The organism is Lentibacillus daqui (genome assembly GCF_027186265.1).
In the GTDB taxonomy this organism is placed as follows: domain Bacteria; phylum Bacillota; class Bacilli; order Bacillales; family Amphibacillaceae; genus Lentibacillus_C; species Lentibacillus_C daqui.
The window spans coordinates 1639910-1654539 of the sequence record NZ_CP114176.1; the positions used below are offsets into that span (position 1 = coordinate 1639910).

14 protein-coding genes and 5 tRNA genes are annotated in these 14630 nt (G+C 40.1%); 16 read left to right on the top strand and 3 right to left on the bottom strand.

The window, feature by feature from the left end:
* Nucleotides 1–211: 211 nt before the first annotated feature.
* The 5 genes from cccA to O2S85_RS08245 all read left to right on the top strand — a co-directional run bounded on the left by cccA (nt 212) and on the right by O2S85_RS08245 (nt 4784).
* On the top strand, nt 212–598 hold the full coding sequence (gene cccA, locus O2S85_RS08225) for a cytochrome c550 (RefSeq protein WP_269412175.1): 387 nt from the start codon (nt 212–214) through the stop codon (nt 596–598).
* A 78-nt stretch (nt 599–676) separates the two neighbouring features.
* Nucleotides 677–1396 carry a tRNA (adenine(22)-N(1))-methyltransferase gene (locus tag O2S85_RS08230; protein WP_269412176.1) on the top strand — a complete coding sequence of 240 codons (720 nt, stop codon included), beginning with the start codon at nt 677–679 and terminating at the stop codon, nt 1394–1396.
* Entirely contained in the window at nt 1377–2492 is a 1116-nt protein-coding gene (locus O2S85_RS08235) for a Nif3-like dinuclear metal center hexameric protein (RefSeq protein ID WP_269412177.1), read from the top strand. The genes O2S85_RS08230 and O2S85_RS08235 overlap by 20 nt, the downstream gene beginning before the upstream one ends.
* Nucleotides 2493–2549: 57 nt before the next feature.
* Entirely contained in the window at nt 2550–3863 is a 1314-nt protein-coding gene (locus tag O2S85_RS08240) for a DEAD/DEAH box helicase (protein WP_269412178.1), read from the top strand.
* Nucleotides 3864–3890: 27 nt separating this feature from the next.
* Nucleotides 3891–4784 carry a deoxyribonuclease IV gene (locus tag O2S85_RS08245; RefSeq protein WP_269412179.1) on the top strand — a complete coding sequence of 298 codons (894 nt, stop codon included), beginning with the start codon at nt 3891–3893 and terminating at the stop codon, nt 4782–4784.
* A 70-nt stretch (nt 4785–4854) separates the two neighbouring features.
* Here the strand turns inward: O2S85_RS08245 and O2S85_RS08250 are convergent, their stop codons facing one another.
* Nucleotides 4855–5142, bottom strand: coding sequence for a DUF2624 domain-containing protein (locus O2S85_RS08250; RefSeq protein WP_269412180.1), 288 nt, complete (start codon nt 5140–5142; stop codon nt 4855–4857).
* A gap of 370 nt (nt 5143–5512) precedes the next feature.
* Here O2S85_RS08250 and O2S85_RS08255 point away from each other — a divergent pair, with 370 nt between their 5' ends.
* Nucleotides 5513–5923: a DUF4190 domain-containing protein gene (locus O2S85_RS08255; protein WP_269412181.1), complete on the top strand. Its 411-nt coding sequence runs from the start codon at nt 5513–5515 to the stop codon at nt 5921–5923.
* Between the two features lie 256 nt (nt 5924–6179).
* Here O2S85_RS08255 and yqfZ read toward each other — a convergent pair whose 3' ends face one another.
* Nucleotides 6180–6512, bottom strand: coding sequence for a protein YqfZ (gene yqfZ, locus O2S85_RS08260; RefSeq protein ID WP_269412182.1), 333 nt, complete (start codon nt 6510–6512; stop codon nt 6180–6182).
* Between the two features lie 74 nt (nt 6513–6586).
* Here yqfZ and O2S85_RS08265 point away from each other — a divergent pair, with 74 nt between their 5' ends.
* The 7 genes from O2S85_RS08265 (at nt 6587) to O2S85_RS08295 (ending at nt 9822) form a co-directional block, all read left to right on the top strand.
* Nucleotides 6587–7222, top strand: coding sequence for an NfeD family protein (locus tag O2S85_RS08265; RefSeq protein ID WP_269412183.1), 636 nt, complete (start codon nt 6587–6589; stop codon nt 7220–7222).
* A 142-nt stretch (nt 7223–7364) separates the two neighbouring features.
* The gene (locus tag O2S85_RS08270; protein WP_269412184.1) at nt 7365–8993 is read left to right on the top strand and encodes a Na/Pi cotransporter family protein; all 1629 of its coding nucleotides are present in this window, start codon (nt 7365–7367) and stop codon (nt 8991–8993) included.
* 215 nt (nt 8994–9208) lie between these two features.
* Nucleotides 9209–9283: transfer RNA gene (locus O2S85_RS08275), tRNA-Asn, on the top strand.
* 5 nt (nt 9284–9288) lie between these two features.
* A tRNA-Met gene (locus tag O2S85_RS08280) sits at nt 9289–9365 on the top strand.
* A gap of 151 nt (nt 9366–9516) precedes the next feature.
* Nucleotides 9517–9593 (top strand) — tRNA-Ile (locus O2S85_RS08285).
* An 11-nt stretch (nt 9594–9604) separates the two neighbouring features.
* A tRNA-Ser gene (locus O2S85_RS08290) sits at nt 9605–9697 on the top strand.
* 49 nt (nt 9698–9746) lie between these two features.
* Nucleotides 9747–9822, top strand: a tRNA-Phe gene (locus O2S85_RS08295).
* Between the two features lie 69 nt (nt 9823–9891).
* Here O2S85_RS08295 and O2S85_RS08300 read toward each other — a convergent pair.
* Complete coding sequence (locus tag O2S85_RS08300; RefSeq protein ID WP_269412185.1) at nt 9892–10143, bottom strand: hypothetical protein; 252 nt, start codon at nt 10141–10143, stop codon at nt 9892–9894.
* Between the two features lie 205 nt (nt 10144–10348).
* On the opposite strand from O2S85_RS08300, the gene O2S85_RS08305 reads away from it, so the two are divergent.
* The 3 genes from O2S85_RS08305 (at nt 10349) to O2S85_RS08315 (ending at nt 14537) form a co-directional block, all read left to right on the top strand.
* Complete coding sequence (locus O2S85_RS08305) at nt 10349–10960, top strand: superoxide dismutase (RefSeq protein ID WP_269412186.1); 612 nt, start codon at nt 10349–10351, stop codon at nt 10958–10960.
* Between the two features lie 164 nt (nt 10961–11124).
* On the top strand, nt 11125–12387 hold the full coding sequence (locus tag O2S85_RS08310) for an MFS transporter (protein ID WP_269412187.1): 1263 nt from the start codon (nt 11125–11127) through the stop codon (nt 12385–12387).
* A 71-nt stretch (nt 12388–12458) separates the two neighbouring features.
* Entirely contained in the window at nt 12459–14537 is a 2079-nt protein-coding gene (locus O2S85_RS08315; RefSeq protein ID WP_269412188.1) for a peptidoglycan D,D-transpeptidase FtsI family protein, read from the top strand.
* Nucleotides 14538–14630 lie beyond the last annotated feature (93 nt).

Genomic DNA, 14630 nt, shown 5'->3' on the forward strand with positions numbered 1-14630 from the left:
TTTTACGGAATTTCTTATGATATTGCAACCAGGGAACTTATTTTTCTTCATGTTTTTTGGTTTTGGATAGTACCTGTTAGAAAAATAACTTTTTCCGGATAATGATTTAAAAGATTTCACAGCTTATCCCTTTAAACAAATGACATTTTCGAGTAAAATGAAGGTAGTCTTTGTAAAATTGAATAAGGGAATACATAAGGAGGAAAGACGGATGAAGAAGAACCCAGTCGTCCCATATGCACTTATAGCCGTAATCGGGATCGCTTTGGTAATCGTCATATCTATTGCTGGGATACATCAGCGGGACGATATACAAAAGGCGGAAGAAGGCGGGGAGACACAAGAGCAGAAAGGCGCCGAAGAAGGTGAAGGCGGCGAAACAACCGATCCGGAAGCTATTTTCAAACAAAATTGCTCATCATGCCATGGTGAAGACTTATCTGGTGGCATGGGTCCTAATCTGCAAGATATTGGTTCAAAACATTCAAAAGATGAGATTGAAGGAATCATTGAAGAAGGACCGGGTCAAATGCCACCTGGCTTAATTGAAGGTGACCAAAAGGACGCAGTAGCAGAATGGCTTGCCGAGAAAAAATAGCAATAAGACATAGTAAGAAAGCTTTCTGGCGATTTCAGAAAGCTTTCTTTATCTGTTTAGAAATAAGGTGAATTTCAAATGGAACAACTCATTACACTTTCAGATCGGCTGCAACAGGTTTCATATTTTTTACCCAAAGGTGCCATTTTTGCTGATATAGGTTCAGATCACGCTTATCTTCCATGCTATGTTTGCATGCTGGATAAAAACGCCCGGGCAATTGCTGGTGAGATTAATAAAGGTCCATATAACAGTGCAAAAAAAACCGTTAGAGCATGTCAATTAACAAATCGGGTGGATGTTCGCCTTGGAGACGGCCTGGAAATAATCACGGCTGATGAAATAAGGCAATTAGTCATTGCTGGCATGGGTGGCAAGCTAATCCGTTCTATTCTGGAAGCTGGAAAGGATAAACTAAAGCTGGTAGAACGGATTATTGCGCAGCCGAATGTGAACGCAAGAGGAGTACGGAAATGGTTAATTACAAATAATTATAATATCAAAGACGAAGCAATAGTCGAAGAAAATGGTCATTCTTATGAGATTATTGTCGCTGATATGTGTGAAAATGGGCCAACATCAGCCTGGACCGAACGCGAATTGCTATTCGGACCGATATTACTTAAAAAGCGACCAGATGCCTTTTTCAAAAAATGGAGATATGAACAAAACAAATTATCCCGTATTATTGAGCAGATGAAACGAGCGACTGTGAGAAATGAAGTGAAAATCCAATTTTTTGAGCAGGATTTACAATGGATACAGGAGGTTTTGCAAGATGGTGAAAACGATTCATAATCCAGATGTGTTTCAAGTAATGGAGCAGTGGGCACCGAAAAAACTGGCATATGATTGGGATAATGTTGGCTTACAGATTGGTAATTTTAATAAACCAGTTAAAAAGGTAATGATTACGCTGGATGTACTGGAATCCGTTGTAGATGAAGCGATTGAGAAACAGGTGGATTTGATTATCGCCCATCATCCATTACTGTTTAAACCAATGAAACAACTGAACACAGATACGGTTAAAGGACGAATTATACAAAAAATAATTCAGCATGATATTTCCGTATACGCATCCCATACGAATCTTGATGCAGCAAATGGCGGGGTTAATGACATGTTGTGTGATATAATTGGTATTGACAATAGAGATATTTTACTGGAAGGGTTTACGGAGGAATTGGTGAAGTTCAGTGTATATGTTCCACAAACTCATGCAGTTGCTGTACAAGAAGCACTTGCAGAAGCTGGAGCGGGGCATATCGGCAATTACAGCCATTGCACATTTCAGACGAATGGCCATGGTACATTTAAACCGTTGGCGGGCACTAATCCGTATATTGGGTCGGTAAACGACCTGGAAAAGGTTGAAGAAGTCAAAATAGAAACCATTGTACCAATGACTTTAATAGGCGGGGTAGTGCAAATGGTTAAAGATAAGCATCCATACGAAGAACCGGCTTATGATATTTACCCATTAAAAAATAAAGGGAAGGCGCATGGCATTGGCCGGATCGGAACACTAACCAGCGAGATGAATTTGACAGACTTCTGCGAACATCTGAAGACCGTTTTGGAGGTGCCATGTGTCCGGGTTACTGGTGATTTGACAAAACCGATTAAAACTGTTGCTGTACTTGGTGGCAGCGGGGAAAAATATATCCATGAAGCCAAAGCAAAAGGTGCTGACGCTTATATTACTGGAGATATGACCTTTCACCCAGCACAGGATGCTTGGCAAATGGGGCTGGCTGTAATTGATCCCGGACATCATGTGGAAAAAGTGATGAAACAAGCAGTAAAAACGTATTTGGAGAAACAGCTTGCACAACAAGGTATCGAAATTATCGTTTCACATGCAAATACGGAGCCATTTCGATTTATTTAAGAATCGGTTATAGACACGATAGTATACAGATGAATAAATATTAAGGGAGCACATTGCATGGAAAGAAATAACTTCAGTAAGTTTGCATTTCAACCCACACTAATGGAGGCTGTTCAACGTCTCGGGTTTTACCAGCCTACAGAAATCCAGCAACAGGTTATTCCTGCTGTTGGACAAGGCAGAAGTCTAATCGGTCAGTCACACACGGGCTCCGGTAAAACACATGCCTATTTGCTGCCATTGTTTAATCAAATAAACATGGAGCAACGGGAGGTCCAATTTGTGATCACCGCACCCACCAGGGAACTAGCCATGCAAATTCATGAGGAAACAAAAAAAATCATTCATTATGCGGACAAAGACACCCAGTGGACAGTTAAACTTCTAGTTGGGGGAACGGATCGGCAGAAGATGGCGGAAAAGTTAAAGGAACCGCCACATATTGTGATTGGAACCCCCGGGAGAATATTGGATTTGGTCAAAGCAGGGGCACTATCCTTATACACAGCCCGTTCATTTGTTATTGATGAAGCAGATTTGATGTTGGATTTGGGTTTTCTGCAAGAGGTCGATCAGCTACTGGTAAGGTGTAAAAGCGATATCCAAATATTAGCTTTTTCGGCAACGATCCCACAAAAGTTGGCACACTTTTTAAAAAAGTATTTAGAAAACCCTGTGCATATCAAATTAAATGATCAACTGTCACCGGAAACGATGGAACACCGGTTAATTGCCTTGAAACATCGTGATCCCGCTGACGTCATAATGGCGATATCCGAAGTTATTAATCCGTATCTGGCAATTATTTTTGCCAATGGAAAGGAAGCGGCAAATGATCTTGCTGCCGCATTACAGCAAAAAGGACTGGAACCCGGGTTGATACATGGGGGGTTATCGCCACGTGAGCGAAAACGGGTGTTAAAAGAGATCAAGCAGCTACGTTACCAATATATTGTAGCTACCGATTTGGCAGCGAGAGGCATCGATATCCAGGGTGTCAGTCATGTGATTAATGCCCAGTTACCAAAGGAAGAAGATTTTTACATTCACCGGGTAGGGAGAACCGCCAGAGCTGGGTTGGAAGGAACAGCAATTAGCTTGTATGATGAACAAGATACGAAATTGATTAAAAAGTTGGAGGAGAAAGGACTCGTCTTTACCTTTTACAACATAAAAAATGGCCAGTGGCAAAAGTCCAAGGCCTGGAATCAACGGAATATAAGAAAGAATACCGAGATAAACACAGAAAAAGAAGCATGGAAAAGGGTACGAAAAACAAAAAAAGTAAAACCTGGTTATAAGAAAAAGATGAAAAAACAAAAAGAACAGATTCAGCGTCAACTTAACAAAAACAGTAAACGAAAAAGATGAATTAATATGTTGGGAGAGGTGTCAATTTTGTTGAAAATAGGATCACATGTGTCGATGAGCGGGAAGAAAATGTTGTTGGGTTCGAGTGAAGAAGCTGCTTCATATGGTGCAAATGCGTTGATGATTTATACTGGAGCACCACAAAATACAAGAAGAAAACCGGTTGATGAGCTTAATATTGCAGCTGGGAAACAGCACATGGAAGACAATGGTATTGATGATGTTGTTGTCCATGCACCGTACATCATCAATATTGGGAACACAACAAAACCGGCCACATTCGAACTGGGAGTCAACTTTTTACGGAATGAAATTGAACGGACGGAGGCTCTGGGGGCTAAACAAATTGTTCTTCACCCTGGTGCACATGTTGGAGCAGGTGCGGATGCAGGGATCGAGAAAATCATTGAAGGATTAAATGAAGTATTGGATAAAGAGCAAACCGTTCAAATTGCTTTGGAAACAATGGCTGGAAAAGGTTCGGAAATTGGCCGGACTTTTGACGAACTTGCCAAGATTTTTGACGGGGTAACACGGAATGAAAAGCTTTCCGTTTGTTTGGATACTTGTCATATTCATGATGCCGGATATGATGTCGTGAATAACTTTGACGATGTATTAGATGAATTTGACAAGATTGTTGGCATCGATCGTCTCAAAGTTATTCATATCAATGACAGCAAAAACGAACGTGGTGCCCACAAGGACCGTCATGAAAATATTGGGTTCGGTCATATTGGTTTTGATGCGTTGTGCCGGGTGATTTATCATGAACAACTTAAGGAATTACCAAAAATCCTGGAAACGCCATATGTTGGGGAAGATAAAAAGAATAAGAAACCACCATATAGATTTGAAATTAATATGATTAGAAACCGGGAATTTGATCCGGATCTAAAGGAAAAGATCATGAATCAATAATTAAAAATTTCCCGCTCGGCCTAAGCTTTTAATAAACAGGAATAACGCTGGTTTGCGTTATTCCTGTTTATTAATAAAATAATGATTCCAATCCATATGATTTTACTATTTCGTTAAATAATTTTTGCGCTTTTTTGGCAGTTTCCAGATCGGTAATCTTTGCTAATTCCTGTAACATATCGGCCCGGCCATCTGCGCTAAATGGATCAACGGTGTGTGTTTTTAAGTATTTTGTTACCGCTTTTGCCTGCTGGTTGGTAATGGAAAATCCATATTGTTTACTATACGTGTAAAGTTCCTCAGAGGTTAGTCGGGAAAGTTTTTGTAAAATAAAGTCTTTAATAAATGTAGACATCATTATACTCCTTTGCGATTGTGCTGCTTTATATTATGTTTGCCGGCCGAAAAAGTTCCCTTATAAGAGGATGTTCAAAAAGTCCGGTAAAAATGACGTGCCCCTGCAAAAGGGGTATGCCGACCTGAGCGCAGAGCCCGTTTTTAGTCGGCCTTCCTTTGAAGAAGCTCGTTGGCTTGCTTTTCCGATCCTCATGTACCTTTTATGTACACTCCGGTACTCAAAGCTACGCGCCGCCTAGAACTTCTCGGTCCTTTTGATCCTCCTTTTTGAACACGCACTAATACGTTTCCAAAAAGTAACACCATTAGATTCGGTAAGGATTCATAAACTATTGGTGCACCTCCATTACAGGAAAGTGAGGTATATGTTTATGGACGAATTCAAACGTTTGGACAGGATGGAAGACGATCTACGTGATCAGGAAGATCCTGATATGGTTGAGACTGATTTATCCGATGACGATCCATCTGTTTTTAATCCAGCACGTCAAGCGGATGATGAAGAAACAGCTGCCGAATTAACGGCTGATGATCTTGACGACACGCCGTCAAGAATCGAGACTGATGACGATGATGAAACGAATGTAAATAGTGCGTATGGCTGGGTTGCGTTGGCATTGTCAATTATATCCTTCTTCTGGATGCCGGTTATTCTAGGTGCAGCGGGAATTATTGTCGGATTTATCGCCAGAGGCCGCGGTGCAAATACACTTGGTATGACAGCAATCATTGCCGGTGCTGCTTCCATTATAATTTCACTGTTTATACTGCCATTTGTATAAACAAAAGAGGCTGACACATGTCAGCCTCTTTTGTTGCTTGCTTAGGAAATTATAAATATTAAATGCTGTGGGTAACTTTGTAATCGGATGAGCCCCGTCCGGCTCCAGCGCCCAGGGCTAGTGTGCTTCCTTCACCTTCGTACGATAAGTCAACATCGACTCCCTCTGGTCGTCGTGTTTCCTTTATCTCCTACGGTTCAGTCCAGCACATACGCCGCTAACCGGGCGCTTCCGCCTTTGTGCTAATGTTCTTCATTTACCTATTGCTGTATAATGGAAAATAATAATATTCTTCTGTTTTTATGTTGTGTGGATCGGTGTGGTTGATCAGACGAAAATCATCAAAAATTTGTTTCATATCCAGTGTTTCAAGGGAGCCGTTGACCTCTTCGGCAATGGATAGAACCGTATCTCCGGCATGGACTTTTACTTTGACTACATGAAATTTTTTTGTTGTGTTTTCTTCCATGGAAGTTTGCTGCGATACAGCCGTCGAATTAACTGCTGTACCATTTACCAAATCATGATATATACTGATAATGATTAAAATCGTAACAACAAAGATGATCCATTTTTGTAAAGCGGTCATAGTCATTCTCCTTTTTTTGAAACAAAACTTGATGATTGCCCGTATATACATAATGAAGAGGGGGAGGGGAAGAGATGGACATTTTTGCTTATAGTTGGCTAGGATTTATCATTACTGGTTTTGGTACATTATTTTTAATTGGTGAAATTTTAGTAAATATGCGAGGACTGTTTGGTCTCCTGGGAATCGGTTTTATTGTTGTGTATTTTTCTGCATACCTTGAGACAGGTTCATTTATTATCATGCTTATTATTTATTTTATAGGATTATTACTGATCATTATTGATGGTAAGCTGCTAAATGATGGAACGCTTTCAACGTTGGGGCTGGCCGGGATGTTGATTTCCGTTGCACTTGCTGCACCTGACTTAACATCTGGTTTGTATGGTGTTGCCGGGGTACTTGTCGGTGGATTTTCCTCATTATTATTTTTAAAAGTATTTAAGCGTCGGGATATGTGGTCCAAACTTACATTAAAAGACCGTTTAACTACCGAGGCTGGTTATAGTTCAATGAATAAAGATTATGAAAAACTCCTGGGACAAAAGGGGATCACCTTAAATGACCTGCGCCCGGTTGGAACGGTACGGATACTCGATAAGGATTATAGTGCTGTTTCGAATGGTCAGTGGATTTCCAAAGGGAGTTCTATACGTGTAGTAGAGGTAGACGGGACGCGAATCCTGGTGGAAAAGATAGATGAAACATAATTCTCCGTTACGGGGAATTTTTTATTTTAAGCAGTTTGAATTTGTGAAAAAGGAAAAAATCTTTACAATCTATCCTGGTATACATAATAATGATACTTAGATACCATCATATATCACTCTAATGAAGGGTAGGTTTTAGCCTTTGCAAATGGACGTACAAACCATTCTTTTTGAATTCTTTGGCGGCCTGGGGATTTTTCTTCTTGGAATTAAATACATGGGCGACGGATTACAGAAAACAGCGGGAGATCGGTTAAGAGATATTCTTGACAAAACGACGAGCAGGCCAATTTTGGGTATCATTGCTGGCATGGTTGTAACTATGTTGATTCAAAGTAGTTCAGGGACCACCGTGTTAACTGTCGGGTTGGTAAATGCCGGATTCATGACATTGAGACAGGCTATTGGTGTTATCATGGGGGCGAATATTGGTACAACCGTAACTGCATTTATTATCGGAATTGAACTGGGAGACTATGCTTTACCTATTCTTGCAATTGGATGTTTCTTGATTTTCTTCTTTTCCAATCAAAAGGTCACGGCAATCGGACAGGCTATATTTGGCTTTGGAGCACTATTTTTCGGGCTGACTCTGATGGGAAATGGGATGGCACCGTTAAGTAATTTGGAGGCATTTCATCAGCTTACGCTAAACATGAGCGAAAATCGGATCCTCGGTTTATTGGTGGGAACACTATTCACGGTAATCGTGCAAAGCTCAAGTGCCACCATCGGTATTTTGCAAGGGTTATTTGCTGAAGGAGCGATCGATTTACATGCTGCTTTACCTGTTTTATTTGGGGATAATGTAGGTACGACAATCACGGCGGTTTTAGCATCACTTGGGGCGAGTGTAGCTGCAAGAAGAGCCGCATTTATCCACGTTATCTTTAACTTGATTGGAGCTGCGATTTTTTTAACTTTTTTACCGCTTTTCACGAAGTTTGTTGAATTATTACAGGATCAATTCGATTTGAATCCGGAAATGACATTAGCGTTTGCGCATGGCAGTTTTAATATCGCCAATACATTGATTCAGTTTCCATTTATCGCTGGACTAGCCTGGTTGGTGACAAAAATAATCCCTGGTGAAGATGTAACTATTGAGTATAAACCACAACATCTGGATCCAATTTTTATCCAGCAATCATCAGCAGTTGCGTTGGATCAGGCAAAGGCTGAAATCATTCGTATGGGTGAATATGCATGTATGGGGCTGGAAGAGACGAATCAATATTTGTTTACCCGCCAACAAAAACATTCCGATTTGGCAAGACAATTGGAAGGTGCACTTAATAATCTGGATCAGAAGATAACGGATTACCTGGTTACGATAGCGTCAGGTTCATTATCGGAATTGGGAAGCGCCCGGCATACCGCATTAATGGATTTAGTTCGAGATATAGAGCGAATCGGCGACCATTTCGAAAATATTATTGAACTGATTGATTATAAAATTGCCAATAAGGTTGATTTGACCGAAGAGGCACAAACAGACTTGAATCAGATGTTTACATTAACGATACATACGGTTAAGCAGTCAATAAGTGCACTGGATCAAGTGAGTCGAGAAAAGGCGTTAATGGTTGTTGATAAAGAGGACGAAATTGATAACATGGAACGCCGCCTTCGTAAACAACATATTGTTCGAATGAATAAGGGACAATGCACTGGATCTGCCGGGATCGTATTTGTTGATATGATTAGCAATTTGGAGCGGATTGGGGACCATGCAGTGAATATCGCAGAAGAAGTTCTTGGTGGTAAATAGATAATGTTATCGGCTTTACTGGGTAGAGCTGATAACATTATAAAATTTATTATTGAAAACCGCGAATGAACATGCTATAGTATTTATTGTTGTTGTAACAAACAACACGATCTAACAATTTTTATACATATAACATTTTAATTGACATTTCTTGTTGCAAATGGTAAGATATTATTCGTCGCTGATTAATGATGAGCTAGTGAAATGATAATTATTCCACAGTAGCTCAGTGGTAGAGCTATCGGCTGTTAACCGATCGGTCGTAGGTTCGAATCCTACCTGTGGAGCCAATGATGGCGGTGTAGCTCAGCTGGCGAGAGCGTACGGTTCATACCCGTAAGGTCGGGGGTTCGATCCCCTCCGCCGCTACCATCTTAATATGTTACATCATGCTTCTGGTGTGGTTAATGTATTAAATTGATATTTTACGTACATGGCTTAATATATAGTAGTAATCATTCTGATAAAATGTACGAGAATAATGATCGAATACAAAATTTAATTAGTTATCAACTGGAAAAAAGGACCCTTAGCTCAGCTGGTTAGAGCTATCGGCTCATAACCGATCGGTCGCAGGTTCGAATCCTGCAGGGTCCACCATTTAGACATACGGAGGTATACCCAAGTCTGGCTGAAGGGATCGGTCTTGAAAACCGACAGGCGGGTCAAACCGCGCGGGGGTTCGAATCCCTCTACCTCCTCCATACATAATAGATGCCAGAAGTTAAAGATCAGATGTCGAAAATTGAATATGGCTCGGTAGCTCAGTCGGTAGAGCAAAGGACTGAAAATCCTTGTGTCGGCGGTTCGATTCCGTCCCGAGCCACCATTTTGACAAGCAGTCGCTTGTTTTTTTATTGCAAATAGGCTTTTATACAGAATAATTGTTGGCTAATAGTCAACTAGACCACTTATCTGCTTTCATCTGATCATACGCAGCTTTAAAATTTTGGAAAGATTTCTTTCCCAATTTGTTAACATTCCCCTCAAAAAAACGATTGAAAATAATGTCTTTTGCTTCCTCTACTGTGCAATGTTGGGTATTCATGGTTAGCTTGAAATAAGAACAAAAATATTTTTGACTAAGTGTACCCGCATTTTTGATGAACATATCAATACTCCTTTTAAAATAATTATCTAGTTTTCCCATTATAGAACATACTGGGTGATGATCCAAAGATTTGCGGTTTAACAAGATGTTTCATTCTTTTTAAACCGGGTAAATAAATATTGGAGCATCATTCTGTTGAAATAAATCGTTTCATTTGCAAGTGTTATAATGCTCTGATAATCTTATAGCAAAAGGGTTGGACATAAGCTCCCTTTTTAACCATCATAAAGGAGGACGTTAAGCAATGGCAAAATTTGAATTACCAGAATTACCTTATGCATACGATGCTTTAGAACCAACAATTGACAAGGAAACAATGAACATCCACCATACGAAGCATCACAATACTTATGTTACCAAATTAAATGGAGCACTTGAAGGACATGAAGATCTTCAAGATAAATCGCTTGAAGATCTGTTGGGCAACCTTGATGCAGTGCCAGAGGATATCCGTACTGCTGTCCGTAATAATGGCGGTGGACATGCCAACCACAGTCTTTTCTGGAAAGTACTTTCTCCAAATGGCGGTGGAGAGCCTTCAGGTGAACTTGCAGAGAAAATAAATGCTAAATTTGGCAGCTTTGACAAATTTAAAGAAGCATTTGCTGATGCTGCTGCTGGACGTTTCGGATCTGGTTGGGCATGGCTTGTTGTTAAAAACGGCGACCTTGAAATTACCAGTACCCCAAATCAGGATACTCCATTGATGGATGGTGTAACACCAATTCTTGGACTTGATGTTTGGGAGCATGCATACTATCTTAAATATCAAAACAGACGCCCGGAATATATTTCAGCATTTTGGAATGTAGTAAACTGGGATCAAGTTGAAAAAAACTATAACGAAGCCAAATAAAATGCCAGAAAAAACGCGGGAGATTTTCCCGTGTTTTTTAAATGATAAAAAACAAGCCAACGGATTTTTCTAAAAACTTTTATTGGTTGCATTTCTTAATCCTTTTGCATATCTCATCTTGATTTGCTCACACTATTGGATATACAAAAGGAGAGCTTAAAACCATGAAAAGTTTGGAGAAAATAACAGGAGTAGAAGTAAATCGTGATTTAATTTTTTTGTTAATAATTGGAGGGCTTTATTCGCTGGGAATATTTCTTTCCAATACATTTGTAAATATTTATTTATGGAAGCAGTCGGGGGATTACATGACCATCGCTATTTACAACCTTGGCATTTATGTATTTCAAGCGGTTATGTTTATTATCGCTGGAAGAATAGCCAAGAAGATTGATCGTGTTATCGTGTTAAGACTAGGGGTAATTTTTTTATCTCTATTTTTTTTGACTGTTTTAATCATTGCTGAAAAGGCATCAACTTTTAATTTTTTGCTGGGCAGTCTGCTTGGAATTGGGTATGGATTTTATTGGCTCGCATACAATGTGTTGACGTTCGAGATAACAGAACCGGAAACGCGGGACTTCTTTAACGGTTTTCTTGGTGTCATGCAATCATTTGCTGGTATGGTTGGACCAGCACTGGCGGGATTCATCATCGCCAGAATGACCGATAACGTTGGATATACTACCATTTTTTCAATATCCTTTATTTTATTTATTTGTGCCGTAACCTGCAGTTTTTTCCTGAATCGCAGAAAGGCGGAAGGAAACTTTCATTTTAAACGGATCCTGGCTGAGCGGACGCAGAACAAAAACTGGGGAAAAATTTTATATGCCCATGTTTTTCAAGGACTGCGTGAAGGTATTTTTGCTTTTGTTATCTCCATTTGGGTCTTTATCGTGACAAATAGTGAACTGGCTCTCGGGATGTTCAATTTAACATTGTCAGCCCTGTCCTTTGTTTTTTACTTTATGGCGACCAAATTAATTAAACCATCGTTACGAAAAAAAGCAATTCTGCTTGGTGGAGCCATCCTTTATTTCTCCATTTATATTATTTTATTCCATATCAGCTATGCCAACTTAATTATTTATTCGGTTATGATTGGTATTGCTTATCCAATTCTCAATGTCCCATATGCATCACTTACTTATGATGTCATTGGTAAAGCGTGGAAGGCAAAAGACCTTAGAGTGGAATACATAGTTGTCCGCGAATTATTTGTCAATATTGGCCGAGTGGCTTCCCTTTTGATTTTTCTAATCGCGGTTTCTTTGTTTCCGGCCGAAAAAATTATCCCGGTTCTGCTTGTTGTTTTAGGAACAGGTCATTTATTTATTTACTTGTTTGTGAAGAATATCTATTTAGGTAGCCCGCACAACCCGGTGATGATGAAAGCACAGCTTACGGATGAAAAAAATCGTTAAAACATATTAGATTTCGGGCGGAAAAATGCTATAATAGAAGGGAATGCAAAAAAGGAACCAGGGGGAGAAAAATGGGGAAAAGGAAAAAGAAAAAACGACAGCTTCCCTTTCGTTTAAATATATTATTTTTTGTGGTATTCCTTTTATTTGCAGGGTTGATTTTTCAGCTCGGGGTTGTGCAAATATTGAATGGACAAAGTTTTCAGGAAGAAATTGATCGGACCATTCAGGAAACAACAAAACAACCAGTACCACGAGGTAAAATTTATGATCGCAACCATCAGGTAATTGTGGATAATAAACCACTTTATTCGATTACATACACTCCGGCAAAAGGTGTGCAGGCCGAGGAGCGTCTGGAGGTTGCCGAAAAGCTGTCAAAGTATATTTCCATGTATGATGATGAAGATAAAAAAAAGAAATTTAAAACAATCACACTACGCGACAAAAAGGAATATTGGTATGTAAAACATGAAGAAGAAGCTGAGCAACTGCTATCAGAGGAAGAAGCTGCCGAGATGGATCCGGCCGACCAATATCAAACCATTTTGGAGCGAATCAAGAAGGAAGACGTCACTGATTTAACAGAAGACCAGCTGAAGGTCATTTTGATCAAAAAGGAACTGGATAAGGCTCAAACGTTAACACCACATATTGTGAAAAATGAAGGTGTAACCTCGGAAGAATATGCCAAGGTAGCTGAACATCTTAGTGAACTTCCTGGTATAAATGCTTCAACTGATTGGGATCGGTCATATCCCTATAAGGATACATTCAAAAGCCTGCTCGGTTCGATTACCTCCCAACAGGAAGGGATACCGGCCGATAAGGAAACTTATTATATGACACGGGGTTATACGCGTAATGACCGGGTTGGCCGAAGCGGTCTTGAAGAGCAATATGAATCACTTTTAAGAGGCCGTAAAGAGCAGGTAGAATACACAACGAATAAAGATGGGGAAGTGGTTGGCTCCAACGTCGTTGTAAAAGGTGAACGCGGAAAAGATCTTGTCTTATCGATTGATATGGAACTACAAAAGCAGGTCGATAAAATTCTGCGCGAGGAAATGGAGAAAATAATAAGCAAATACCCATATGATAACCGATTTGCCAATGATGCTTTGGCAGTGGTAATGAATCCGAAAACTGGAGAATTATTAGCAGTTTCCGGCCAGCACTATGACCGAAAAAAGGGCAAATTTAGAAATGTTGCCTACCAGGCGTTATATGACCAATATCGACCAGGGTCGGCTGTCAAAGGTGCGACGGTATTATCTGGTTACCAATCAGGTGTTATTTCCCCAGGAACCGTATTTAATGATACGCCAGTTAAAATTAAAGGTACGCCGCCAAAAAGTTCCTGGAAGACTATGGGACCCATTAATGATATTGATGCACTTAGAATGTCATCCAACGTTTATATGTTCAACATTGCCATGCGGATGGGCGGGGAATTTAATTACCAGTACAACCACTCGATTAATTTCAATCCGGCGGCATTTCAGCAAATCAGGAATTACTTTGGGGAATTTGGTCTTGGCGTTTCAACCGGTGTCGATTTTCCACATGAAGGAACCGGGTATAAGGGTACGGAACTTCAAGCCGGAAAATTGATGGACTTTGCGATTGGTCAGTTTGATACGTATACGACCCTGCAGTTGGCACAGTATGTTTCAACAATTGCCAATGATGGTCTGCGCGTTCGTCCACACTTTTTAAAGGAAGCCCGTGAACCGTCTGCAACCGATGAACAACTGGGTCCTATTTTTGACAGTGTGACAACGAATGTACTAAATCAGATAGAAATGAAACCAGAACACATCAGCCGGGTTCAAGAAGGTTTCCGCAGGGTTTATCAGTCACCAGGGGGTACCGCTTATAGTGAATTTTCCGGGAAAGATTATAATCCGGCCGGGAAAACTGGTACAGCAGAGAACGAAGTATATATAGATGGAAAAAAATACGATACGGAAAATAACTCCCTAATCGGGTATGCTCCATTTGATAATCCGGAAGTTGCGATGGCGGTTATCGTGCCGGATACAGGGATTAGTAAAGGAGATCATGCCAATAACAAAATCGGTGAACGAATTCTGGATGCGTATTTTGATCTAAAAAAGGAAAGTGACAGCAAGGAATCAGAAGAATAAATATCGTTTTGTATCTGCCTTATCCAATGGAAAAACCGTCTGTATCTTCAGAGATACAGACGGTTTTTTGGCAGTAAAGAAAGTATATACATA